Below are 23,090 nucleotides of genomic sequence, written 5' to 3' on the forward strand. Positions count from 1 at the left end.
CTACTCCTCGATCTTCAGGTGCAGCTCCGCCAGCTGCGCGGGAGAGACCGGCGCGGGCGCGCCGGTGAGGGGGTCGCGACCCGACTGGTTCTTGGGAAAGGGGATGACCTCACGGATGCTCGCCGCACCGCTCATCAGCGCCAGGAAGCGGTCGAGGCCCCAGGCGATGCCGCCGTGCGGCGGCGCGCCGTAGCGCAGCGCCTCGAGAAAAAAGCCGAACTTCTCCTCGGCCTCCTGGCGGGGGATGCCGAGCACGTCAAACATCTTTTGCTGGAGCTCCATGCGGTGAATACGTATCGAGCCTCCGCCCACCTCGGTGCCGTTGAGGACCAGGTCGTAGGCCTGCGCCCGCACCCGGCCCGGGTCGCTTTCCAGCAGCGGCAGGTCCTCCGGATGGGGGGAGGTGAAGGGGTGGTGCATGTAGGTCCACAACTCCAGGTCGCTGTCCCACTCGAGCAGCGGAAAGTCGACGACCCAGAGGAAGTTCCAGCCGCTGCGCTCGACCCCCAGCAGCTCGGCGAGTGCCAGGCGCACCTGACCCAGCGCCTCGAGCGCGGTGCTCCAGCGGTCCGCGACGAAGAGCACGGTCTCGCCCGGTCGTGCGCCCCAGGCGCGCAGGGCCGCCTCGTCCAGGAACTTGGCGATGCCGCCGCTGAGGCCGTCCGCGCCCACCTTGACCCAGGCCAGCCCCTTGGCGCCGTAGCGCCTCGCCACCTCCTCGAGCGCGGCGATCTGCTTGCGCGAGAGCTCCGCCGGCGCCCGCAGCCCGCGGACCACGCCCCCGGCCTCCAGCACGCTGCGGAAGGCGTTGAAGTTACCCTCGGCGAAGAGCGCGTCGGCCGCTGCGAGTTCGAGGCCGAAGCGGGTGTCGGGCTTGTCGGAGCCGTACCGCTCCAGCGCCTCGCGGTAGGGCATCCGCGGGAAGGGGAGGGGCAGCTCCACCCCCAGCGCCTCACGGAAGACGTGGACCACGAGCCGCTCGTTGATCGCCCAGATGTCCTCCTGGCTTACGAAGGACATCTCCAGGTCGAGCTGGGTAAAGTCGGGCTGACGGTCGGCCCGCAGGTCCTCGTCGCGGAAACAGCGGGCGATCTGGAAATAGCGGTCCACGCCCGCGATCATCAGCATCTGCTTGAAAAGCTGGGGCGACTGGGGGAGGGCGTAGAACTTGCCGGGCTCGAGGCGGCTCGGCACCAGGAAGTCGCGCGCGCCTTCGGGGGTGCTGCGGGTGAGGAAGGGGGTCTCCACTTGCACGAAGCCTTCGGCGCTGAGGAAGTCCCAGATCGCCTTGATGACCGCGTGGCGCAGCCGCAAGCGGTCCAGCATCGGCTTGCGCCGCAGGTCGAGGTAGCGGTACTTGAGGCGCAGGTCTTCGTTCACGCGCTCCGCCGGGTCGTCCTCGCCGCGCCAGGAGGCGTCCACCGGGAACGGCGGCGTCGCCGCTTCGTTCAGCACCTCGATGCGCGCGGCCGCGACCTCGACGCGGCCCGTCGCCAGCTCGGGGTTGACCTGGTCGGCGGGGCGGGCGCGCACCGTACCCTCGACCTCGACGACGTACTCGCCGCGGACGCGGTCGGCCTCGGCGAAGGCGGGGCTGTCGGGGTCCACCACGACCTGGACCAGCCCGGTCCGGTCACGCAGGTCGAGGAAGACAAGCCCGCCCAGGTCGCGCCGGCGGTTGACCCAGCCCTGCAGCAGGACCCGTTCGCCTTCGTGCCGTTCGTTCAGTTCACCGCAGTAATGGGTGCGTTTCACGCCGTTCCACCTCGAATCCATTCTTTCACTTTGTCCGGACGAAGGGTGCGTTGTTCGCCCGATTTCAGGTCCTTGACCGTCAGCGTGCCGGCCGCGGCCTCGTCGGCTCCGAGGAGGCCGGCGAAGCGCGCCCCCTTCTTTTCCGCCTCCTGCAGGCCCTTGCCGGGTTTGCGCGCCTTAAGCGCGTACTGCACGCGCAGCTCCGGCCAGAAGCGGGCGGCGACCTCCAGGGCCCGGGGAACCAGCTCGGGCTCGAGGGGGACGACGTAGAGGTCGAGCCCCGGCGAGGGGGCAGGGTAGAGGCCTTCGGCCTCCATGGCCAGGGCCACGCGCTCGACGCCCAGCGCCCAGCCGACCCCGGGCGCCGGGGGTCCGCCCAGCAGCTCGCTGAGGCCGTCGTAGCGGCCGCCGCCGCCCAGGGCGGACTGGGCGCCCAAGAGTTCGTGATGTATTTCCCAGGAGGTGCGCACGTAGTAGTCGAGCCCCCGCACGATCGTAGGATCGACCTCGAAGGGAACGCCCAGCGCCCGCAGCCGCGCCTGCACCGCCTCGAAGTGCTTCCGGGCCGCCTCGCCCAGGAAGTCGAGCATGGGGCGCACCTTCAGGGCTTCGAGCAGGCGCCGGTCGACCTCGGCCTTGGAGTCGAGGATGCGCATGGGGTTGGTCTGGAGGCGCCGCCGCGAGTCTTCGGACAGCTTCTGCTCGTGTGGGGTGAGGAGCTCGCGCAGGTAGGCGTTGTAGCGCGCCCGGTCCGCGGCGTCGCCCACCGAGCCCAACTTGAGGTGCAGCCGCTGGAGGCCCAGGTCCGCGAGGATCCACCAGGAGAGGGCGACGGCTTCGGCGTCCACCTCGGGCTCGGCGGCGCCGATGACCTCGTAGCCGGTCTGGTGGAACTGCCGCTGGCGGCCTTTCTGGGGCCGCTCGGCGCGGAACATGGGACCCGCGTACCACAGCCGCACCGGCTGCGGCCGCACCTTCATGCCGTGCTCGATGTAGGCCCGCACCACGCCCGCGGTGCCCTCGGGCCGCAGCGTCAGCGAGCGCTGGCCGCGGTCGCTGAAACTGAACATCTCCTTTTGTACGATGTCGGTCGTCCGACCCACGCCGCGCTCGAAGACCTCGGTGTGCTCGAAGATCGGGGTGGCGATCTCCTCGGCGCCCGCGGCGCTCGCCCAGCGACGGGTCGCTTCGACGACGGTGCGGTGGTAGGCCAGCGCGGACCCGAACAGGTCGTGGGTTCCCTTAACGGCGCGAATCACGGCGCCATTTTAGCACTTCGGCCGCCGGGGCCCCGCGCCCGATGACGGGGTAAAGCAGGACCCCCGGAGCGCGGACCGGGAAAAATCATATTCCCGTTAATATCCCTTAACAGGAATATGGTATCTTGGGGCATGCTCGAACCCCTCGCCAACTGGTCCGACCCCGCCAAGCGGCGGCTCTGGGCGGTGAAGGCCGCGCACGAGCGCGACGAGGCGCGGCTCATCGAGCTGCTCGAGGCCTACCTCTTCCTCAAGGGCCGTAAAAAGGCGCTCGTCAGCCCGGAAACGCTGCGCACCTACCGCACCGCGCTGCGCGACTACCTGGCCTGGGCCTGGCCCGAGGGCGCGCCCGGACCCCGGGTGCCGCTCCTCAAGGTCACGGGCGACGACCTCGACCGCTACCTGAGCGAGCTGCAGACGACCGGCGGCCACCTGCCCGAGAACGCCCGGCCCCTCAAGCCCGCCAGCGTGGCCACCTACCTGGCGGGCGTGCGCGCCTTCTACCGGGCGCTGGAGTGGGCCGGCGCCGCGGTGGCCCCGGACGACGTGCACGCCCCCGCCGACCCCACGCCCCGCGAGGAGCGCCGTCCGGCGCTGCCGCTGGAGCTCTACCGCCGGCTGCTCGAACACCTGGACGACCCCGACGACGCCGGCAAGCTCCGCGACCGCGCGATGGTGCGGCTGATGGCCGAGGCGGGGCTGCGCATTAGTGAAGTCATTCACTTAGACGAGGCCGACCTGCTGGACGCCGAGCGGCTGCTCGTGGTGCGCTCGGGCAAGGGCGGCAAACAGCGCACGGTTCCGATCACGCGCGCGCTGGCCGCCGAACTGCGCGACTGGCGGCGGCTGCGCCGCGCCTACGCCGAGCCCGGCGAGAGCGCCCTCTTCGTCAACACCGGCGGCCGCAAGAACCGCGGCCAGCGTTTGTCGGCCAGCCTGCTGCGCAAGCGGCTGGCGCGCTACTACGAAGAGCTGGGCTTCCCTCCCCGCTACCGCGGCGCCCACATGCTGCGCCACACCGCGGGCACCCGTTTCTACCGCGCCACCGGGGACCTGCACGTCACCGCGCGCCTGCTCGGGCACGCCAACGTCAACACCAGCGCCATCTACGCCAAGATGGACCTGGAGGGGTTGCGCGACGCGGTGGACCGGCTGGAGGACGAGGCGTGACCCTGCTTCAGGACGTTCTCGACCATGCGCGCCGGCTTCCCGGGGTGCGCGAGGACTTCCCCTTCGACTTCGAGACCCTGACCCTCAAGGTGGCCGGGAAGATCTTCCTGCTCACCAGCCTGCGCGCCGACCCCGTGCGCCTCAACCTCAAGTGCGACCCCGAACGGGCGCTCGAGCTGCGGGCGCGCTACCCCGAGCACGTCCTCCCCGGCTACCACATGAACAAGCGGCACTGGAACACCCTGGTGCTCGACGGCACCCTCCCCCGGCCGCTGGTGGAGGAGCTGATCGACCACAGCTACGCGCGCGTGCTCGCGGGTCTTCCCCGCCGCATCCGCGCGGCGCTAGCGCGGGGTGTAGAAGAAGGCGAAGCCGAGTAGCGCGTAGACCCCGAGGAGCATCACGCCTTCGAGCCAGTGGGTCTCGCCGTCGCGCACCACCGCGTTGGTGATCACGATGGAGGCGGCCAGCCCGGCGATCTCGAGCGGGTTGTGGAAGACGAGGTCGAAGGGCCGCCCCACCGCCCAGCCCCAGATGACCAGGATCGGCGCCACCAGCAGCGCGATCTGCAGGCTTGAGCCCACCGCGATCTGGACGGCCAGGTCCATCTTGTTGCGCACCGCGAAGGAGACCGCCGCCAGGTGCTCGGCGGCGTTGCCCACGAGCGGAATCACGATGATCCCCACGAAGAACTCGGAGAGGCCGAGCGACTCCGTGGCCGCCTCGATGTTGCCCACGAGCAGCTCTGAGACCACGGCGACGCCGACCGTCGAGGCGAGCAGCACGGCCACGGCGAGGCCGGGGCTCCACTCGGGCGCGTGCCTTTCCTCCAGCCCGCCGACGAGGTCGCGGTGGGTGACCAGCGAGAACCAGAGGTTGGCCAGGTAGACGGTGATCAACACCCCGGCCACGGCCAGGCTGTAGGCGGCGTCGGGCAGCGCCGGGTCGCGCACCCCGAAGAAGGTGCGCTCCGCCAGGTCGAAGAAGGCGGGCAGCATGAAGGCGACGAGGGCGAGGGTGAGCAACGTGGTGAGCAGGCCCGCCGCCTGGGCGTTGAAGCGCTGCCGGTGGTGCCGCAGACCTCCCAGCAGGATGGAAAGCCCCAGCACCAGGAGCAGGTTGGAGAGCAAGGAGCCCGAGATCGAGGCCTTGACGACCTCGACCTTGCCCGCGTTCAGGGCGATGACCGCGATGATGAGCTCCGCGGCGTTGCCGAAGGTGGCGTTGAGCAGGCCGCCGGCGGTGCTGCCCGCGCGCGCGGCCAGCTCCTCGGTGGCGCGACCCATCCAGGCGGCGAGCGGCAGCAGTGCGAACGCGGACAGCAGAAAGACCCAGACCCCGCCCCAGTTCAGGTACTCCGCCGCCAGCGCGAGGGAGACCGCGATCAGGGCGTAGCCGCGCCAGCTCATGACCCCGCCTCTTCGCGCCGCAGGCTGTAGACCAGGCTGGCCCCGCCGCGGTTGGTCACGCCCCACAGCACGTCGCAGGCCTCCATCGTGCGTTTCTGGTGGGTGACCAGGATGAACTGCCGCTGGCGGGCGAAGTCGCGCAGGAAGCCGACGAAGCGCAGGATGTTGGACTCGTCCAAGGGAGCGTCCACCTCGTCGAGAACGGCGATGGGCAGGCTCCCCTCCCCTACCTCGGCGAGCGCGAAGAGGAAGCCCAGGGCGCCCATCGTCTTCTCGCCGGTCGAGAGCAGCCGCAGGTCACGGGTGCGCTTGCCCTGCGGCTGAACCACGAGGTGCAGCCCCTCCTCGTCCAGTTTGACATCGGCCAGCCCCCCCAAGAGGGCGCGGCCGTAGTAGGCGAACCGCTCGCGAAAACGGACGAAGGCCTCCTGCAGCTGGCGGTCGTAGGCCTCGCGCAGCTCCTCGGTTTCGAGGGTGAGCCTCTGCGCCGCCTCCTCCGCCTCGGCGAGTGCGCGCTCCACCTCGCCCAGCTCCGCCTGCAGCTGCTCCAGGGCCTGGGCCGCCCGGTGGTTGACGGGCCCCAGGCCTTCGAGTTCCCGCTCGATCTCGCGCAAGCGCAGCTGCAGCTTGCGTACCGAGCCCTCGACGTGTTCGCCCGGGGGCAGCTCGGACCCCTCGCGCAGCACCTCTTCCAGCGTGGCTTCGCGGCGGGCGAGCAGCAGCCGCGCCTCTTCGGTCTCGCCGGCGACCGCGGCCAGCCGCTCGAGCCACGCCTGCTGCCGGGCCTTGGCCTCCCGGGCCTCCGCCTCGAGCGCGTTCACGCGGCCCCGAAGGTCTTCGAGGCCGAGCGCCTCCTGCTCGCGCGCCAGCTCGCCCAGGCGCACCTCGACCTCTCCCAGGCGCTCCTCCAAGCGGCCCCGCTCCCGGTCCAGCCCCTCCGCGCGCCCGCGCAGGGCGGCCAGACGCTCCTGCCGCTCCTCGTAGCGTTCCTGGGCCAGACGGTGGTTGACGACGGCACGGTCGTGCTCCTTCCAGGCCTCGAGCCGCTCCTCGAGCTCGGCCCGGCGTACGCCCAGGACTTCCAGGCGTCGCCGCGCGGCCTCCAGCGGCCCGGCGTCGGGCTCGGCGACGGGCTCGGGCGGTTCGGGCGGCGCGGCCGGCTCTGGAAGACGCTCGAGGGCGCGTGCCGCCGCATCGCGTTCGGCGTGCAGGCGGCGCAGGCGCTCGTCCAACCGGCCGAGTTCGAGGGCCGCCCGGGCGGCCTCGATCTCGGCGATGCGCGCCTCGCTGCGGCGCAGTTCGGCCTCGGCTTCGTCCCGCTCGCCCTTGATCCTGCGCAGGCGGCCGCGCAGCTCCAAGCGCGCGCCGCCGCCGCGCCCGGCCCGGCCCCCGCTGACCGAGCCCAGGGGTTCGACCACCTCGCCGGCCAGCGTAACCATGCGCACGCGCCGCTTCTCCCGCGCCAGCGCCAGCGCCACGTCAAGGTCTTCGACGACCAGGGTGTCCCCGAAAAGGGCGTCGGTCAGCTTGCGCTCACCGCGGATCGCGAAGAGTTCCCGGGCGGCCCCGACCACCCCTTCGCGCCCGAGCCAGGGGCCCAGGTCGCCGGTGCGGGGGCGGGCCAGGTCCCGCGCCAGCAGGGTGGCCCGCCCGCCCTCGCGCTTCAGGCGCGCCACGGCCTCTCGCAGGGAGCGCTCGTCCTCCATGAGCACCCACTGGATGCGGGCGCCCAGAGCGGCCTCGGCGGCGGCCTCCAGGCCCGGGGGGACCTCGAGCAGGTCGGCCACCACCCCGAGCATGCCTGCGGGGCGCCAGCGCGCGAGCCTGCGCGGCCCCTCGGCGAGATCGGAACCCCCGGCCACCAGTTTTTCCAGCCGATCGGCCTCGCGCCGGGCGGCCTCGAGCTCGGCCCGCAGGCGGCCCGCCCGTTCCTGCAGCTCGGCCAGCGCCGCCCGCAGCTCCGCGTCCTGGGCGGCGGCCTCGTCCCGCGCCGTCCGCGCCTCCTTCAGGTCGCGCTCGGCCTCCGCCAGCACCCGCTCCCAGCGCTCCCGCTCCTTCCGCGCGAGCGCGTGGGCGTCCCGCGCGGCTTCGTAGCGCGCCAGCACCTCGCGGTATTCCCGAAAAGCGCGCTGCTGCTGCGCGTAAGCCTGCTCCGCAGCCCGCACGGCCTCCTCGGCCCGGCGGACCTCGCGTGCCAGCTCCTCGTCTTCGGCGAGCAGGCGCTCCCGTTCCGCCTCGGGGCCGGGCGGCGTCGGGGGTTCGGGCGGCTTTAGCTGCGCCAGGCGCGCGGCCTCCTCGTCGAGGCGGCTTCGCTCGGCCGCCAGCCGCTCGAGGGTGCTGCGCAGCTGCAGGCGCTCGCGCTCGAGAAAGCCGCGTTCGCTTTCCAGGGCGGCGTGGCGCGCCTGCACCCGGGCGAAGGCCTCGCCGACGGCGGAGCGCTCGCGCTCGAGCGACTCGCCGCGCCCCTGGGCGGCCAGGCGCTCCTTCTCGGCTTCCACGCGCGCCTCCTCCAGCTCCTCGAGGCGCCGCTTCAGCCGCCCAATCTCCTCTTCGAGGGCGCGCCGTCGCGCCCGAAACAACCCGCGCTGCACCGCGAGCCGCTCCCGGGCCAGCGCCTCGGCGCGCCGCGCCTCCTCGGCTTCGGCGGTGAGCCGCGCCTTCTCGGCCAGCCGGCCCGCGTGCTGCTCGCGCAGCGTCTCCAGGTGCCGCGCCGCGCGCTCGAGCCGCTGCCGGGTCTCCCGCAGCGCCAGGGTCACGACCCTGAGGCCGGCGGCGTCTTCGAGCCGTTCGAGCAGGGCGTCGGGCGAAGACTCCAGGATGCCCGCGACCTCCCCCTGCCCGACCAGCGCATGTGCGTTTTTTCCCAGCCCCGTCCCGGCGAGCACGCGCTCGATCTGGCGAAAGGTGGCCCGCTTGCCGTTGAGCCGTACGTCCTGGTCGCCGGAGCGGTCGATGCGGCGGCTGACCACGTAGCGCTCGCGCCCGTCGCGGAGCACCAGCTCCACCTCGGCGAAGGGCATGGGCTTGCGGCCGTCGCCGCCGTGGAAGATCAGCGCCTCCGCCTCGCGCGCCCGCAGCGCCCGCGCCCGCGAGCCCATGACGAAGCGGATTGCCTCGACGACGTTGCTCTTGCCCGAGCCGTTGGGACCGATGACGCCCGAGATCCCGCGGTCGAAGTGGAGTTCCACGCGGTCGGCGAACGATTTGAATCCGTGCAGGGTCAGGCGTTCAATCTTCATCGTCGTGGGCGAGGTAGCGCTTCAGGGCCTCCCGCGACGAAGCCAGCGGGTAGCGCGCCTCGTTCGCTTCCAGCTTGCGCAGCATCGCGGCTTCGAGATCGATGCCAAGCTGGTCGGCCAGCTTGTACAAGAGTAACCCGGCGTCGGCCAGCTCTTCGGTCAGGTTGGGCGTTCCTTCCTTGTAGGCCGCCCGCCGCAGCAGCTCGCGGGCCACCTCGCCGAGCTCCTCCATCAGGTGCAGGTAGGTGTGCTCGGGGCGGACGCGCTCCCAGCCGCGGTCCGCATCGAAGCGGTGGACGCGCTCCTGAAGCCGGCTCACCGCGCTCTCCGGATCGGCTCGAGCAACGACAAATGCCCCAGAGTCGCCGCGGGCTGGCCGCGGTAGAGGAAGCGCACCTCCTCGACCGGCCCCTGGTCCAGCACCGTGTAGGCCATGCCGTAGACGAGCAGCGTCTCCCCGGTGGTGCCGTAGCCCAGGCGGCCGTACCGCTCCGGCAGGTCGACGTAGGCGGTGGTGCCGCGCACGAAGACGGTGGGCGCGGGGAAACCCGAGGGGACGATGGGGGCGGCGCCCTGGGTCGGACCGGCCACCAGCTCGTCGAGGGCGCGCTGGTAGGCGGACTCTCCGGGCGCGAGGGTGACCTTGCGTTTCTCGATCAGGAAGCCCGTAGCGTCGTTCTTGGCGAAGTAGAGGCGCAGTTCAACCTCGCGGGGGACCTCCGGCTCCACCTGCTCGGTGGGCAGGTTGACGACGCCGCTCTGCCGGGCGGGGCTGCTCGCCAGGTAGACGGCGACCCCTACGAGGAGCAGCAACAAGCCGAGCACGTTCCAAAGCGTCAGGTAGCGTTTCAAGGCTGGCCTCCCAGGAAGCGCGCCACCGCGCGGACGATGACCTGCGCGTAGGCGCTTTGCTGCGCCGCGTTGCCGAGGCGGGCGCGGTCGTTGGCGTCGGTGAGCGAACCCAGCTCTACGAGCAGCGCCGCGCCGGGCGCGTGCTCGAGGAGGTAGAGCGGCGTCTCGGCCCGCCGCGCGCTCAGACCGATGCGCCCGAACGCCTCTTCCACGGCGTCGCTGAGCGCCGCGACTTCACCGGAGGAGCGCGCGAAGCGGCGCAGTACCGGTTGGAAGCCGCCCCGGTCCAGCAGGGTCCGCGCCCGCGCAACGAAGACGGGGACGTCGGGGCGGCTGCCCGCGTAGCGGTAGAGCACGGGACCGGGCGGCACCGCCGGGCTGCCAGCGACGTGCAGGCTGATGAAGACGTCGGCCTTGGCCGCCCATTGCGCCCGGGTGTAGACGCTGGGGTTCTCGTCGCCGTCGCGGGTCAGCACGACGCGGTAACCAAGCCGCCGCAGGCGCTGCGCCGCCTCTCGGGCCACCTTCAGGACGATCGTCTTCTCGGCGAGGTTGCCGTAGCGCACCCCGTCGTCGCCGCCGCCGTGCCCGGGATCGAGCACCACCAGCGGGCGGCGGTCGGTGGCCGGTTGAGCCGGCGGCCCCACGTAGAGCCGCACCTCCGACGGGAAGTAGGCCACCTCCACCGGCCAGCCCTCGGACCCTTCCAGCACGAGGCGCGCGCCGTAGGGGCCGGGTTCGAAGCGGATGCGGCTGAGGTACAGCCCCTGCACCTCCCGTACCTGCTCCTCGGCGCGCAGTCCCAGCAGCCACCAGCTCCCCGCGCCCGCCGGCGCGGCGTTGAGGTCGCGGTCCAGCCTCAGCACCAGGACGTCGCGGCCGTTTTCGACGCGGTGGCTGAGGCCGCGCAACGAGGCTTCGGGCAGCAACACCCTCAGCGAGGTTTCGCTGCCGCTGTACAGCGCTCCCAGCGCCCGCGAGGTCGCGCGCAGCGGAATCAGGACCCGGTCGCCGTCGCGCAGCGCCGGCGGCTGCTCGGCGGTCACCAGCTTCTTGAGCGCCGTCTTGGAAGCCGGCACCGGTGTGGCCACGTAGCGAAGGCGGCGGGGACCCAGCCCCAGGATCAGCTGCCCCTGGCCCTGCCAGTAGAGCAACCCCAAGGCGCGGGCGAACGGCTGCGCCTCGACGTAGGAGACCCCGAAGTCGCCCGGATACACCGCGGTGAGGAGGGTGCCGCCGGCCAGCAGCGGCTTCTCGGACTGGGCGAAGGCGGCGTTCAGGAGCAGAGCGAGCGCCAGGGCAAGGCGTTTCAGTACCACTTTTCCAACTCCCGTTCCACGGCGCGTTTCTTGTCGTCTTGTTTCTTCTGGTAGTCGCGCTTCCCGCGCGCCAGCGCCAGCAGCACCTTGGCGTAACCCCGCTCGTTGAAGTAGATCTTGAGCGGGACCAGCGTCAGCCCCTTCTGCTCGACCCGGCCGCGCAGCTTGTTCAGCTCGTGGCGGTGCAGCAGCAGCTTGCGGCGGCGTCGGGGTTCGTGGTTGCTGTACGACCCTTTCTCGTACGGCGCGATGTAGAGGTCTTCGAGCCAGAGCTCGCCGTTGTCGAAGCGCGCGAACGCTCCCGTGAAGTCCACCTTGCCGGCCCGGACCGACTTGACCTCGGTGCCCTTCAAGGCGATCCCCGCCTCGTAGGTTTCGAGGATCTCGTATTCGTGGCGCGCCTTGCGGTTCTCGAGCACCCCACCATTTTACCCGCGGGCGCATGAAGGTCGGCTGAACCGTGGCGCGACCCCACGCCCCTTCCATGGACTGGGTATACTGCAGTTGGTGCGAACCTACGCCTTCCCCGGACTCCTAGCCTTGGCCGTTTTTTCGGGGCTGCTGCACCTCAGCACCCAGTACCAGATCGTCCGCGCCCCCATGGGCGCGCTTTTTCTGGCCTTCGCGCTGGCGGGGCCCGCGGCCGCGTACGCCGCGGCCAGGGTGCTGCCCGGCGGCGTCGTGACCTGGGCGGGCCTCGGGCTCTTCGCCGCGGCCATGGCCGCGGGGGTATGGCTGCCGCCGGCCCTCGACGCGCTCGCCCTCGTGGGGGTCTTCCTGGCCTACGCCGGCAGCCGCGACCGCCTGCCCGAACGCGACGCCGCGGCGTTCTGGGGCTGGGTCTTCGTCTGGCCCGCCCTCGCCCTGATGCTGATCTGGAACATCTTCCCCAGCTTCTTCGCGCTCTGGATCAGCCTCTTCGACCGCTTCAACTTCATCGGCGAGAGCCGCTTCGTGGGTCTGCTCAACTACGAGATCCTCTGGAGGGACCCGCTCTTCTGGCGCGCGCTTTCCAACACCTTCTGGTATGTGGTGCTCACCGTGCCCACCGGGATCCTCCTCGGCACCGTGGTCGCGGTGCTGCTCAACGAACGCATCCGCGGCCTGGGGCTCTACCGCACGATCTACTTCCTGCCCTACATCACCGCCCTGACCGCCGCCGCCGCCGTCTGGCAGTGGATCTACCACCCCGAGTTCGGCTTCCTCAACTGGCTGCTGGGCACCCCGGGCCTCGACTGGCTGCACACCCCCGACGGCATCTTCGCCCTGGCCCTCGCGCCCCTGGGCGTCCAGCTGAGCGGCTTCTGGGCCGGGCCCAGCGTGGCCTTCACCGCGATCATGATCATGACCGTCTGGCACTTCCTCGGCTACAACGTCGTGATCCTGCTCGCCGGGCTGCAGTCCATCCCGGCGCAGTACTACGAGGCGGCCGAGCTCGACGGCGCGGGCTGGTGGCAGATGCAGCGGCACATCACCTGGCCGCTGCTCTCCCCCACCACCTTCTTCCTGGCGATCATCGGCCTGATCGGGGCGTTCCAGGTCTTCACCCAAGTCTACGTGATGACGCCCACCGGCGGGGTGCTCAACGACACGCTCACCGTCGCCATGTACCTCTACAACAAGGGCTTCCGCGACTCCGACTTCTCCTACGCCTCGGCGCTCGCGGTCACGATGTTCGTCATCATTCTGGTGCTCACCCTGATCCAGCGCCGGGTGCTCGAGCGGAGGGTGACCTATGAACACTAGGCTGCGCCACCTGCTGGGGCGGATCTTCATCTACGCGGTCCTCACCGCCGGCGCGGTCGTCATGGCCTTCCCCTTCTACTGGATGATCGCCACCAGCGTGAAAAGCCCCCAGGAGGCCCAGCAGGCTGCGCCGATCTGGTTCCCCGAGCGCATCCAGCCCGCCAACTGGCGCACCGCCTGGCGCCTGGGCGCCGAGGGCGACCGTCCCTGGTGGGGCGGGTTCGCCCCGGGCCGGACGGTGACCCTGCACCTCCGCGTCGAGGATCCGGGAGCCGGCCGTCCCCGGGCGCGCGTCCCCAAGCCGCCGGCCGTCTTCAGCGACCCGCGCAGCGAGTCGACGCGCATCCGCATCGAACCCGCCGAAGGCGGCTGGAAGATCGTGCTCGAGAACGCGGGCACCCAGCGGTTCACCACCCTGCCGCTCGTCGTCTGGATCCCCAAGGACGCCGGGAAGTTCCGCGCCGAGCTGCCTCCGGACGCCGTACGCTCGCAGCGGGGCTACTGGCGGCTGGAATGGGTCAACGTCAGCCCCGGCCTCTTCGGCTACCTCTTCCACAACTACCGCGAGGCCTGGCACGCCGCCCCCTTCGCCCGCTACTTCTTCGTCTCCTTCTTCACCGCCGGCACCCAGGTCCTGGGCGGGCTGATCATCGCCACGATGGCCGCCTTCGCCTTCGCCCGCATCCGTTTCCCCGGCCGGGAGGCCGTCTTCCTGCTCTTCGTGGCCACGATGATGATTCCCGGCGAGGTGCTGCTCATTCCCAACTACATCCTGCTGGCGAAACTCGGCTGGCTCGACACCTTCTACGCGCTGATCGTGCCCTGGCTGGCCTCGGTCTTCGGCATCTTCCTGCTGCGGCAGTTCTTCCTCTCGCTGCCGCAGGACCTCTTCGACGCCGCCCGCATCGACGGCGCCAGCTACTGGGGGATGCTCTGGCGCATCGCCTTCCCGCTGGCGGTTCCGGGCCTCGTCACCTACGGCATCTTCGCCTTCCTCGGCGCTTACAACGCGCTGCTCTGGCCGCTGATCGTCACCCAGAGCCCGGAGATGCGCACCATCCAGGTGGGGCTGCAGGCCTTCATCGGCGAGGCCGGCAGCGACTACGGTCAGCTGATGGCCGCCTCCACCATGGCCATCCTGCCGATCGTGCTCGGTTACTTCTTCGCGCAACGCCATTTCATTCAAGGCATCGCGCGGAGTGGTATCAAGTAAGGGAAAGGACGAGGAGGTGGGTATGAAGAAAGCGACTGTGCTGCTGACGTTGCTGGCGGTGGCCGGGCTGGCGCTCGCCCAGCAGAAGGCCGAGGACGTGATCAAGGCCCAGTGCGAGAAGGCCCCCGTGGTGGCCGAGTTGTGGCACGGCTTCCGCGGCGGCGCGCCGCGCGCCGCGCTCGAGAACCTGGCCGTCGAGTTCAACAAGATGAACGCCGGCCAGGGCTGCGTGCGCCCCATCAGCCAGGGCGGTTACCGCGACTTGTCCACCAAGATCAAGGCCGCCTTCGCCGCGGGCAACCTCCCGGCGATGGCCCAGGCGTTCGAGAACAACATCGCCCTCTACCTCGAGGCCGACGCGCTGCTGCCGCTCGACGGCAAGCTCGAACACCTGGCCGACCTCAACCCCTTCTTCGTGAACGCGGTCAAGTTCGACGGCAAGCTCTACGGGCTGCCCTTCAACAAGTCGGTGCAGATCCTCTACTTCAACCGCGACCTGCTCAGCAAGCACGGAATTGAGGTTCCGGGGACGCTCGACGGCTTCATCGCCGCCGCCAAGAAGATCTCGGAGGCCGAAGGCGAGCCCGTCTACTGGTTCCGCCCCGACACCTCGACCTACGCCTACTGGTTCTTCAACATGGGCGGCCGCTACCTGCACGACGGCAAGGTCGTGGTCAACAGCCCCGAGGGCGTCAAAGCGCTGGAAACCCTGGTCCAGGGCGTCAAGGACGGCTGGGCCAAGCCGATCACCTCGGGCTACATCAACCAGAACTTCGGTAAGGGCGTCTACGGCTTCTCGACCGACTCCTCCGCGGGCTACTCCTACTACCTGCGCGCCGCCAAGTTCGACCTGGGCATCGCCACGCTGCCGGGTACGGCCGAGCACCCCGGCTACGGTCTGGTGCAGGGCACCAACCTGATCGTCTTCAAGGACGTGGACGCCAAACAGCAGGCGGTCGCGTTCCAGTTCCTCAACTTCGTCAGCGGTCCCAAGGCCCAGGCCCTCTTCGCCGCCGCCACCGGCTACGTGCCGATCAACCTCAAGGCGGTCGACGAACCGGTGCTCCAGGACCACCTGATGGAAAACCCCGACTTCCAGGTCGTGATCGACCAGGCCAACTACGCCGCCTTCGAACCGGCCATTCCCGAGTGGGAGCAGATCCGCTTCGACATCCTGGGTCAGGCCATCACCGAGGCCGTCCTGGGTAAGGCCACGCCGAAGGAAGCTCTGGACAAGGCCCAGAAACAGGTCGAAGACCTGCTTTCCGGCAAGATCCGCTAAACTCCGCCCCAGACCGGCCCCCGTGGCGGCTCCGCCACGGGGGCGCTATAGTGGAGATGGCAGGCGTTTTGCCGATAAGGAACGCCCAAAGGAGGCACACCATGAAAATTGGCATCAACGGATTCGGCAGGATCGGCAGGCAGGTCTTCCGCATCATGCACGAGCGCGGCCTCGACGTCGTCCTCGTCAACGACCTCACCGACAACAAGACCCTGGCCCACCTGCTCAAGTACGACTCGGTCTACGGCAGATTCCCGGGCGAGGTGAGCTACGACGACGAATTCATCATCGTGGACGGCAAGAAGATCCATGCGACGGCCACCCGCAACCCCGAAGAGCTGCCCTGGGGCGAGATGGACGTGGACGTGGTGATCGAGTCCACCGGCGTCTTCCGCGACCGTGAGGGCGCGAGCAAGCACCTGAAGGCGGGGGCCAAGAAGGTGATTATCACCGCGCCGGCCAAGGACCCCGACGTCACCGTGGTCATCGGCGTCAACGAGGGCGACCTCAAACCCGAGCACCGGATCATCTCCAACGCCTCCTGCACCACCAACTCGCTGGCGCCGGTCATGAAGGTGCTCGACGAGGCCTTCGGCGTCAAACGCTCGATGATGACGACGGTGCACTCCTACACCAACGACCAGCGCATCCTCGACCTGCCCCACAAGGACCTGCGCCGCGCCCGCGCCGCTGCGATCAACATCATCCCCACGACCACCGGCGCGGCCAAGGCCACCGGGATCGTGCTGCCCCAGCTCGCGGGCCGCTTCGACGGCGCCGCTTTGCGGGTGCCCACGCCTACGGGCTCGATCAGCGACATCACCGCGGTGCTGGCGAAGAGCGTGACCGCCGAAGAGGTCAACGCTGCGCTGAAGGCCGCCTCGGAGGGGGAACTGAAGGGCATCCTCGGGTACAACGAAGAAGAAATCGTGCTGCACGACATCGTCGGCAGCTCCTACTCGACGATCGTGGACGCCCCCTTCACCAAGGCGATCGACAACCTGGTCAAGGTCTACACCTGGTACGACAACGAGTGGGGCTACTCGACCCGCGTCGCCGACCTGGTGGAGCTCGTCGGAAAGCAGATCTGAGCCCAAGGGAGGTGCGCCTTGCGCACGCTCAAGGAGTTGGATCCCCATAGCAAACGGGTGCTGGTCCGCGTCGACTACAACGTCCCGCTCCAGGAAGGGCGGGTGCGGGACGACACCCGCATCCGCGCCAGCCTGCCGACGCTCGAGCGCCTGCTCGCGGGCGGCGCTTCGCTGGTGCTGATGAGCCATCTGGGGCGCCCCAAGGGGGTGGACCCCGCCTTCAGCCTGGCCCCGGTGGCGCGGACGCTCGAGGTACTGCTCGGGAGACCCGTGCGTTTCGTGCCCTCGCTGCCCTCGTCCGAGGCCACCCGCGAGGCGGTGGCCGGCCTGGCCGCCGGCGAGGTGGCCCTCCTCGAGAACGTCCGTTTCGAGCCGGGCGAGAAGAAGAACGACCCCGTGCTCGCCCGCGCCTACGCCCGGCTGGGCGACGCCTTCGTCCTCGACGCCTTCGGCAGCGCCCACCGCGAGCACGCCTCGGTGGTGGGGGTGGCCCGGGAGCTGCCCAGCTACGCCGGGTTGCTGATGGAAAAAGAGGTCAAGGCGCTGGGGCGGCTGCTGCACCACCCCGAGCGGCCCTTCTGGGTGGTGCTGGGCGGCGCCAAGGTCTCGGACAAGATCGGGGTGATCGAGAGCCTGCTGCCGCGGGTGGACGGCATGGCCATCGGCGGCGCGATGGCCTTCACCTTCCTCAAGGCGGCGGGCGGCCGGGTGGGCGCGAGCCTCGTCGAGGACGACAAGCTCGAGCTCGCCCTGCGGCTTCTGGAACGCTCCCGCGAGCTCAACAAGCCGCTGCTCTTGCCCTCCGACGTGGTGGCGGCGCGGGCGATCCGCGAGGACGCCGAAACCCGGGTCGTGCCCGCGGACGCCGTGCCCGAGGGCTGGATGGGGCTCGACATCGGCCCCGCTACCCGCGAGGCCTTCACCTCCGCGCTCGCCGGGGCGCGCACCGTCTTCTGGAACGGCCCGATGGGCGTCTTCGAGACGCCCCCGTTCGACGCCGGCACCCTGGCCGTGGCCGAAGCCCTCGCCGCGCTCGAGGCCTACACCGTGGTCGGCGGCGGCGACTCGGTGGCCGCGGTGCGCCGCCTGGGCTACGCCGACCGCTTCAGCCACGTCTCCACCGGCGGCGGGGCGAGCCTGGAGTTCCTGGAGCGCGGTACCCTTCCCGGCATCGAGGCCCTGGGCGGCCTCAGCCCCGAGGAGGTGGCCCCGTGAGGACCCCGCTGCTCGCCGGCAACTGGAAGATGCACAAGACGCCCAGCGAAGCCCGCGTCTGGTTCGCGGAGTTCCTGGAGGCCAACCCCGCGCTGCAAGGCGGCGGCCGGGCGGCCGTCGAGGTGGCCCTGCTGCCCTCGTTCCCCCTCCTACCCGTCGCCGCCGAGCAGCTTGCGGGCAGCGGCGTCGCCTGGGGAGCGCAGGACGTTTCCGCGCACAGCTTCGGCGCCTACACCGGCGAGGTGGCCGCCGAGCAGCTGGCCGACCTGGGCTGCCGCTACGCCGTCGTGGGCCACAGCGAGCGCCGCGCCTACTGGAACGAGTCGGACGCCCTCGTGGCCGCCAAGGCGCGCCGCGCCATGGAAGCGGGCCTGGTGCCCATCCTTTGCGTCGGCGAGCGGCTCGAGGAGCGCGAGGCGGGGCGGGCGGTGGCCTTCACCCTCGAGCAGCTCGCAGGCAGCCTCGAAGGGGTGGAGCTCGCGACCGGCGAAGAGCTGGTAATCGCCTACGAGCCCGTCTGGGCCATCGGCACCGGCAAGACGGCCTCCTCCGGCGACGCCCAGGCCATGGCCGCCGCCATCCGCGGCTTTCTGGCCGAACGCTTCGGCGAGGCCGTGGCCGCGCGCACCCGCATCCTCTACGGCGGCTCGATGAAACCCGCGAACACCGCCGAGATCCTGGCCGGCCCCGACGTGGACGGCGGCCTCGTCGGCGGCGCGAGCCTCGAGGTGGCCTCCTTCAGCGCCATGGTCGAAGCCGCGGGGTAGCTTCCCGCGCCTGTTACGACGCCGGGGCCCGGGCCCCGGCGTTCTTGCGTCCTAAGAGGCGACGAGGCGCTCGAGGAACTCGCGGTGCAGTCGGTCGTCGCCGGTCAGCTCGGGGTGAAAGGCGGTGGCCCAGAGGCGGTCCTGCTCCGCGAAGACGACGCGGCCCTGGTAGCGAGCGCGTACCCGCACCCCCTCCCCCACCCGTACGATCTCGGGGGCGCGGATGAAGACGGCGCGGAAGGGGGCGTCGAGGCCCTCGACCTCCAGGTCCGCCTCGAAGGAGTCCACCTGGCGCCCGAAGGCGTTGCGGCGCACGGCGATGTCCATGATCCCCAGGTGGGGCTGCCGGTAGTCCAATATTTCCCGAGCCATCCAGATCGCCCCGGCGCAGGTTCCCCAGACGGCCAGGTTTCCGGCCCGATAAGCCGCGCGCACCGCGGCGTCGAGTCCGTACTCGGCGGCCAGTTTGCCGATGGTGGTGGACTCGCCCCCGGGTACGACGAGGCCGCCCAGCCCCTCCAGGTGCCCCGGCAGGCGCACCTCGCGTACGCGCGCGCCCAGGCGCTCGAGCATCTGCTTGTGTTCACGGAAATCGCCCTGAAGGGCCAGCACACCGACGTTCTTCGCCTCGCTCACGCCCTCCAGCTTAGCGCCGCCGGGCGAAAAAGAGAACCCCCGCCGCGGCGGGGGTTCTTCGCAAAAGCCGTGCTCACCAGCCGCGCCGGGCCATGCGCTCTTCCTCGCTGAGCTCGTCGAGGTTGATGCCGACCATCGGCTCGCCCAGGTCCTCGCTCACCTCGGCGAGGATCTCGGGGTCGTTGTAGTGGGTGACCGCGCGCACGATGGCGCGGGCGCGGCGGGCGGGGTCGCCCGACTTGAAGATGCCCGAGCCCACGAAGACGCCGTCCATGCCCAGGTGCATCATCAGCGCCGCGTCGGCGGGGGTGGCCACGCCGCCGGCGGCGAAGTTGACGACCGGCAGGCGGCCGTGCTCGTGCACGTAGCGGACCAGCTCGTAAGGGGCCTGGAGGTTCTTGGCCTCGGCCATGAGCTCGTCTTCGCGCATCCCCTGGATGCGGCGGATGGCCTTCATGACGTTACGGGCGTGGCGCACCGCCTCCACCACGTTGCCGGTGCCGGCCTCCCCTTTGGTGCGGATCATGGCCGAGCCCTCGGCGATGCGGCGCAGGGCTTCGCCCAGGTCGCGGGCGCCGTTGACGAAGGGGACCTTGAAAGCCCACTTGTCGATGTGGTGCTCCTCGTCGGCCGGGGTGAGGACCTCGGATTCGTCGATGAAGTCGACCCCCAGGGCCTCGAGGATCATGGCCTCGGCGAGGTGGCCGATGCGCACCTTGGCCATCACCGGGATGCTGACCGCGGCCATGATCTCCTTGATGACCTTGGGGTCGGACATGCGCGCCACCCCACCCTGGGCTCGGATGTCGGCGGGGACGCGCTCGAGCGCCATCACCGCCACCGCGCCAGCCTCTTCGGCGATCTTGGCCTGCTCGGGCGTGGTCACGTCCATGATCACGCCGCCCTTGAACATCTCTGCGAAACCCGTCTTTACGCGCAGGGTACCTTTTTCCATGGAGCTCTCCTTCTTATTTGGGCAGGAAACTCAGGGGGTTTTGGGTCTTGCCGCGGATGCGGACCTCGAGGTGCAGGTGGGGACCGGTGGCGAAGCCGGTGCGGCCCACGTAGCCGACGAGGGCGCCCTGCTTCACCTGCTGGCCGCGCCGCACGGCGATGCGCGACATGTGCGCGTACAGGGTCTCCACGCCGCCCCCGTGGTCGATCTTGACGTAGTAGCCGTAGCCCACGCGCGACCACCCCGCCGCGGTCACGATGCCGCCCTTGGCCGCGTAGATCGGCGTGCCCTGGGGGGCGGCCATGTCCAGGCCGGTGTGCACCCGGCGGAACCTGCGGTAGTAGCGGGCGTCGTGGTAGGTCGCGGTGATGCGGAACTTGGTGAGCGGCCACTGAAAACCCTTGGCCGAGGTGCCGCCGCGGTAGGCCACCTGCCGCAGCCGCGCCGCGCGCTCGGCGGCCAGGCGGCGACGGCGCTCTTCGGCCAGCCGGCGCTCCTCCTTGCGGCGTTCCTCGAGCCGGGCCATGGCCTCGCGCGCGGCGATGCCGGGGATGAGGACGCGGTCGCCGGGTTTGAGGTCGAGGGGGTTGTCCAGGCCGTTGGCGCGCGCCAGACGGGCCATGTCGACGCGGTAACGACGGGCGATGGTCTCGAGGTTCTCCCCCTCACCCACGGTAATCAGGAGTCCGCGCTCGCCGGTGGGCACGAAGAGCTTGGTGCCGACGCTGAGGCGGTCCAGGCTGGCGAGGTCGAGGTTGGCGGAAACCAGGTCGATGATGCGTAGGCCGAACTGGCCTGCGATGCGCTCGAGCGAGTCGCCCGGGCGCACGGTGTAGACCTGCACCCCCGGGGGGAGCCGCGGCTCGTCCTTCTGCTTGACCTCGATGGGCACCTTCAGCGTCTGCCCCGGCTTGAGCAGGTCGCGCTTGAGGCCCGAAAGCTTCTTGATCTCGCCGAGGTCGCTGCGGTAGCGCGCCGCGATGAGGAGCAGCGACTCGCCGGGCTTGACGGTATGAAAAACCACCCCGTAGCTCGGGGCGGGTTCCAGCACGACGACTTCCTGCGGGGGGCGGAGCGTGGCTTCGAGTTCGGGCAGGATCTCCAGGGGCGAGATCGGTATGGCCAGCAGGCTACCCGCAAAGAGCCACGAGAGTGTTAATCCACGACGGTTCGCCACGCACGCCTCCAACGGGGATTATACCCCGATGCCTACTTTGCCGCTAGGGTAGCCAGGAATTCCTGATTGGACTTGGTGCGCTTGAGGCGGCCCAGCAGCATCTCCATGGCCTCGGCCGGGTCCATGTCGGCGAGCACCTTGCGCAGCAGGCACATCTTGTGCAGCACCTCTTCGCCGAGCAGCAGCTCTTCGCGGCGGGTGCCCGACTTGAGGATGTCGATGGCCGGGAAGATGCGCCGCTCCTCGAGCCGGCGGGAAAGGTGCAGCTCCATGTTGCCGGTGCCCTTGAACTCCTCGAAGATCACGTCGTCCATGCGGCTGCCGGTCTCCACCAGCGCGGTCGCCAGGATGGTCAGCGAGCCGCCGCCGCGGATGTTGCGCGCCGCGCCCAGAAAGCGCTTGGGGAAGTGCAGTGCCGCCGAGTCGAGGCCGCCCGAGAGGGTGCGCCCGGTGGGCGGGGTGACCAGGTTGTTGGCGCGCGCCAGTCGGGTGATCGAGTCGAGCAGGATGACGACGTGGCCGCCCTCCTCGACGATACGGCGGGCGCGCTCGTGGACGAACTCGGCCACGCGGATGTGGTTCTGGGGCGGTTCGTCGAAGGTGCTGGCGATGACCTCGGCCTTCTCGACCGACTCGCGGAAGTCCGTGACCTCCTCGGGCCGCTCGTCGATGAGCAGCACGATCACCTTGACGTCGGGCTCGTTTTCCAGGATGGCGTTGGCGACCTTCTTCAGCAGCGTCGTCTTACCGGCCTTGGGCGGCGCCACGATGAGGCCGCGCTGGCCGCGCCCGATCGGCACCAGCAGGTCGATGACGCGGGTGGAGAGCTCCTCGGGGGTCGTCTCCAGCTTGAGCTGGCGGTCGGGGAACTGGGGCACCAGCTCGTCGAACTTGGGGCGCTTGACGGCCTGGGCGGGCTCGAGCCCGTTGATGGCCTCCACCCGGATCAGGGTGCCGTAGCGCTCGTTCTCGCGCGGCGGCCGCGCCTTGCCGACGATGTAGTCGCCGGTGCGCAGCTGGAACTGCTTGATCAGGCCGGCGCTGACGATGACGCTGCGGGAGTCGAGGTTGTAGACGTTGTCCTGGAGGAAGCCGTAGCCGTCGGGGCTGGTCTCCAGGTAGCCCTTGGCGAGGGAGAGCCCCTCGTCCTGGGCCTGGTGCTCCAGGATGGCCATGATGAGCTCGTCCTTGCCGAGCTTCTTGTAGTTCTTGATGCCCATCTGCGCCGCGAGCAGGTGCAGCTCCGGCAGGATCTTGGCGTTGAGTTCCTTGTAGGTCTGGGGGGTTTCGGTGGTGGTCTTTTTCTTGCTCATAGTTCTTGCTTCGCCTTCTCCCAGTCGGCCAGGAAGCGGTCGATGCCGATCTCGGTCAGCGGGTGCCGGACCATGGCCTTCAGGACCTTGTAGGGAACCGTGGCGATGTCGGCCCCGGCCACCGCGGCGGCGGTGACGTGCTGCGGATGCCGCACCGAGGCGGCGATGATCTCGGTGCCGAGGTCGTGGACGTCGAAGATCTCGCGGATGGTACGGACCAGCTCGACCCCGTCCCAGCCGATGTCGTCGACCCGGCCCAGGAAGGGGCTGACGTAGCGGGCGCCCGCGCGGGCGGCGAGCAGGGCCTGGTTGGCCGAGAAGACGAGGGTCATGTTGACCGCGACGCCCTCGTCCGCCAACACCCGGCAGGCGCGGAGCCCCGCCTCGGAGATGGGCAGCTTGACGACGACGTGCTCGCTGAGCGCCGCGAGCCTGCGCCCCTCCTCCACCATGCCTTCGGGGTCGGTGGCCAGGGCCTCGGCCGAGACCGGGGCCTGCACCAGCTCGGCGATCTCGCGCACGATCTCCGTAAAGCGCGCGTAGAACGCCTCCTCGCTGTCGAAACGCTCCCCGGCTTCCCCCAACGCCTTCGCGACCAGGCTGGGGTTGGTGGTCACGCCGGCGAGCACGCCCAATGCGTGGACTTCACGGATCTCCTGCACGTTGGCGGTATCGAGGTATAACTTCATGGG

Annotated in this window: 21 protein-coding genes; 8 read left to right on the forward strand and 13 right to left on the reverse strand. The window is 70.2% G+C overall.

Annotated elements, in window-relative coordinates; genetic code table 11:
* Entirely contained in the window at positions 1–1,755 is a 1,755-nt protein-coding gene (gene aspS / locus HNQ05_RS08825; RefSeq protein ID WP_147145997.1) for an aspartate--tRNA ligase, read from the reverse strand.
* Positions 1,752–3,014: a histidine--tRNA ligase gene (hisS, locus tag HNQ05_RS08830; protein WP_147145995.1), complete on the reverse strand. Its 1,263-nt coding sequence runs from the start codon at positions 3,012–3,014 to the stop codon at positions 1,752–1,754. Before hisS ends, aspS begins: the two co-directional genes overlap by 4 nt.
* Before the next feature lie 132 nt (positions 3,015–3,146).
* On the opposite strand from hisS, the gene HNQ05_RS08835 reads away from it, so the two are divergent.
* Both HNQ05_RS08835 and HNQ05_RS08840 read left to right on the forward strand, forming a co-directional pair.
* A complete protein-coding gene (locus tag HNQ05_RS08835; RefSeq protein WP_147145993.1) occupies positions 3,147–4,184 on the forward strand; it encodes a tyrosine-type recombinase/integrase in 1,038 nt (345 codons plus the stop codon).
* A complete protein-coding gene (locus tag HNQ05_RS08840; RefSeq protein WP_147145991.1) occupies positions 4,181–4,564 on the forward strand; it encodes an MmcQ/YjbR family DNA-binding protein in 384 nt (127 codons plus the stop codon). The genes HNQ05_RS08835 and HNQ05_RS08840 overlap by 4 nt, the downstream gene beginning before the upstream one ends.
* On the opposite strand, the gene cax is transcribed toward HNQ05_RS08840, so the two are convergent.
* Genes cax through smpB form a run of 6 tightly spaced genes read right to left on the reverse strand, consistent with a single transcriptional unit; the run spans position 4,529 to position 11,422 of the window.
* Positions 4,529–5,593: a calcium/proton exchanger gene (gene cax, locus HNQ05_RS08845; RefSeq protein WP_147145989.1), complete on the reverse strand. Its 1,065-nt coding sequence runs from the start codon at positions 5,591–5,593 to the stop codon at positions 4,529–4,531. The two genes, HNQ05_RS08840 and cax, sit on opposite strands and share 36 nt — an antisense overlap.
* The gene (locus HNQ05_RS08850) at positions 5,590–8,832 is read right to left on the reverse strand and encodes an SMC hinge domain-related protein (protein ID WP_147145987.1); all 3,243 of its coding nucleotides are present in this window, start codon (positions 8,830–8,832) and stop codon (positions 5,590–5,592) included. Before HNQ05_RS08850 ends, cax begins: the two co-directional genes overlap by 4 nt.
* Positions 8,822–9,151, reverse strand: coding sequence for a MazG-like family protein (locus HNQ05_RS08855; protein WP_147145985.1), 330 nt, complete (start codon positions 9,149–9,151; stop codon positions 8,822–8,824). Before HNQ05_RS08855 ends, HNQ05_RS08850 begins: the two co-directional genes overlap by 11 nt.
* Positions 9,148–9,684 carry a GerMN domain-containing protein gene (locus tag HNQ05_RS08860; protein WP_147145982.1) on the reverse strand — a complete coding sequence of 179 codons (537 nt, stop codon included), beginning with the start codon at positions 9,682–9,684 and terminating at the stop codon, positions 9,148–9,150. Before HNQ05_RS08860 ends, HNQ05_RS08855 begins: the two co-directional genes overlap by 4 nt.
* Entirely contained in the window at positions 9,681–11,003 is a 1,323-nt protein-coding gene (locus tag HNQ05_RS08865; protein WP_147145979.1) for an N-acetylmuramoyl-L-alanine amidase family protein, read from the reverse strand. The genes HNQ05_RS08860 and HNQ05_RS08865 overlap by 4 nt, the downstream gene beginning before the upstream one ends.
* Positions 10,994–11,422 (reverse strand): SsrA-binding protein SmpB, encoded by a 429-nt coding sequence (gene smpB / locus HNQ05_RS08870; protein WP_147145977.1) that lies wholly within the window; start codon positions 11,420–11,422, stop codon positions 10,994–10,996. The genes HNQ05_RS08865 and smpB overlap by 10 nt, the downstream gene beginning before the upstream one ends.
* Before the next feature lie 88 nt (positions 11,423–11,510).
* On the opposite strand from smpB, the gene HNQ05_RS08875 reads away from it, so the two are divergent.
* From HNQ05_RS08875 to tpiA, 6 genes are all read left to right on the forward strand, one after another.
* Positions 11,511–12,749 (forward strand): carbohydrate ABC transporter permease, encoded by a 1,239-nt coding sequence (locus tag HNQ05_RS08875; protein WP_246104089.1) that lies wholly within the window; start codon positions 11,511–11,513, stop codon positions 12,747–12,749.
* Positions 12,739–13,962 (forward strand): carbohydrate ABC transporter permease, encoded by a 1,224-nt coding sequence (locus HNQ05_RS08880; protein ID WP_147145975.1) that lies wholly within the window; start codon positions 12,739–12,741, stop codon positions 13,960–13,962. Before HNQ05_RS08875 ends, HNQ05_RS08880 begins: the two co-directional genes overlap by 11 nt.
* 22 nt (positions 13,963–13,984) lie before the next feature.
* The gene (locus HNQ05_RS08885) at positions 13,985–15,244 is read left to right on the forward strand and encodes an ABC transporter substrate-binding protein (RefSeq protein ID WP_147145973.1); all 1,260 of its coding nucleotides are present in this window, start codon (positions 13,985–13,987) and stop codon (positions 15,242–15,244) included.
* Positions 15,245–15,345: 101 nt separating this feature from the next.
* Positions 15,346–16,335, forward strand: a complete 990-nt coding sequence (gene gap / locus HNQ05_RS08890; RefSeq protein ID WP_147145971.1) for a type I glyceraldehyde-3-phosphate dehydrogenase — start codon at positions 15,346–15,348, stop codon at positions 16,333–16,335.
* Positions 16,336–16,353: 18 nt separating this feature from the next.
* On the forward strand, positions 16,354–17,550 hold the full coding sequence (locus tag HNQ05_RS08895) for a phosphoglycerate kinase (protein ID WP_147145969.1): 1,197 nt from the start codon (positions 16,354–16,356) through the stop codon (positions 17,548–17,550).
* Positions 17,547–18,317 carry a triose-phosphate isomerase gene (gene tpiA / locus HNQ05_RS08900; RefSeq protein ID WP_147145967.1) on the forward strand — a complete coding sequence of 257 codons (771 nt, stop codon included), beginning with the start codon at positions 17,547–17,549 and terminating at the stop codon, positions 18,315–18,317. Before HNQ05_RS08895 ends, tpiA begins: the two co-directional genes overlap by 4 nt.
* Before the next feature lie 51 nt (positions 18,318–18,368).
* On the opposite strand, the gene pdxT is transcribed toward tpiA, so the two are convergent.
* The 5 genes from pdxT to fsa form a co-directional block, all read right to left on the reverse strand.
* On the reverse strand, positions 18,369–18,953 hold the full coding sequence (pdxT, locus tag HNQ05_RS08905) for a pyridoxal 5'-phosphate synthase glutaminase subunit PdxT (protein ID WP_147145965.1): 585 nt from the start codon (positions 18,951–18,953) through the stop codon (positions 18,369–18,371).
* A 73-nt stretch (positions 18,954–19,026) separates the two neighbouring features.
* Complete coding sequence (pdxS, locus tag HNQ05_RS08910) at positions 19,027–19,908, reverse strand: pyridoxal 5'-phosphate synthase lyase subunit PdxS (RefSeq protein WP_147145964.1); 882 nt, start codon at positions 19,906–19,908, stop codon at positions 19,027–19,029.
* A 13-nt stretch (positions 19,909–19,921) separates the two neighbouring features.
* Positions 19,922–21,085 (reverse strand): M23 family metallopeptidase, encoded by a 1,164-nt coding sequence (locus HNQ05_RS08915; RefSeq protein WP_147145961.1) that lies wholly within the window; start codon positions 21,083–21,085, stop codon positions 19,922–19,924.
* Between the two features lie 32 nt (positions 21,086–21,117).
* Positions 21,118–22,398, reverse strand: a complete 1,281-nt coding sequence (gene rho / locus HNQ05_RS08920) for a transcription termination factor Rho (protein ID WP_147145960.1) — start codon at positions 22,396–22,398, stop codon at positions 21,118–21,120.
* A complete protein-coding gene (gene fsa, locus HNQ05_RS08925) occupies positions 22,395–23,087 on the reverse strand; it encodes a fructose-6-phosphate aldolase (RefSeq protein WP_147145957.1) in 693 nt (230 codons plus the stop codon). Before fsa ends, rho begins: the two co-directional genes overlap by 4 nt.
* Positions 23,088–23,090 lie beyond the last annotated feature (3 nt).

Origin of the sequence: Oceanithermus desulfurans (assembly GCF_014201675.1) — a bacterium.
GTDB classification, from domain to species: domain Bacteria; phylum Deinococcota; class Deinococci; order Deinococcales; family Marinithermaceae; genus Oceanithermus; species Oceanithermus desulfurans.

Coding starts and splice junctions, on each gene's coding strand:
- HNQ05_RS08835 (WP_147145993.1), top strand. CDS start 3,147: ATGCTCGAACCCCTCGCCAACTGGTCCGACCCCGCCAAGCGGCGGCTC.
- cax (WP_147145989.1), bottom strand. CDS start 5,593: ATGAGCTGGCGCGGCTACGCCCTGATCGCGGTCTCCCTCGCGCTGGCG.
- HNQ05_RS08850 (WP_147145987.1), bottom strand. CDS start 8,832: ATGAAGATTGAACGCCTGACCCTGCACGGATTCAAATCGTTCGCCGAC.
- HNQ05_RS08880 (WP_147145975.1), top strand. CDS start 12,739: ATGAACACTAGGCTGCGCCACCTGCTGGGGCGGATCTTCATCTACGCG.
- HNQ05_RS08885 (WP_147145973.1), top strand. CDS start 13,985: ATGAAGAAAGCGACTGTGCTGCTGACGTTGCTGGCGGTGGCCGGGCTG.
- gap (WP_147145971.1), top strand. CDS start 15,346: ATGAAAATTGGCATCAACGGATTCGGCAGGATCGGCAGGCAGGTCTTC.
- pdxS (WP_147145964.1), bottom strand. CDS start 19,908: ATGGAAAAAGGTACCCTGCGCGTAAAGACGGGTTTCGCAGAGATGTTC.
- rho (WP_147145960.1), bottom strand. CDS start 22,398: ATGAGCAAGAAAAAGACCACCACCGAAACCCCCCAGACCTACAAGGAA.
- fsa (WP_147145957.1), bottom strand. CDS start 23,087: ATGAAGTTATACCTCGATACCGCCAACGTGCAGGAGATCCGTGAAGTC.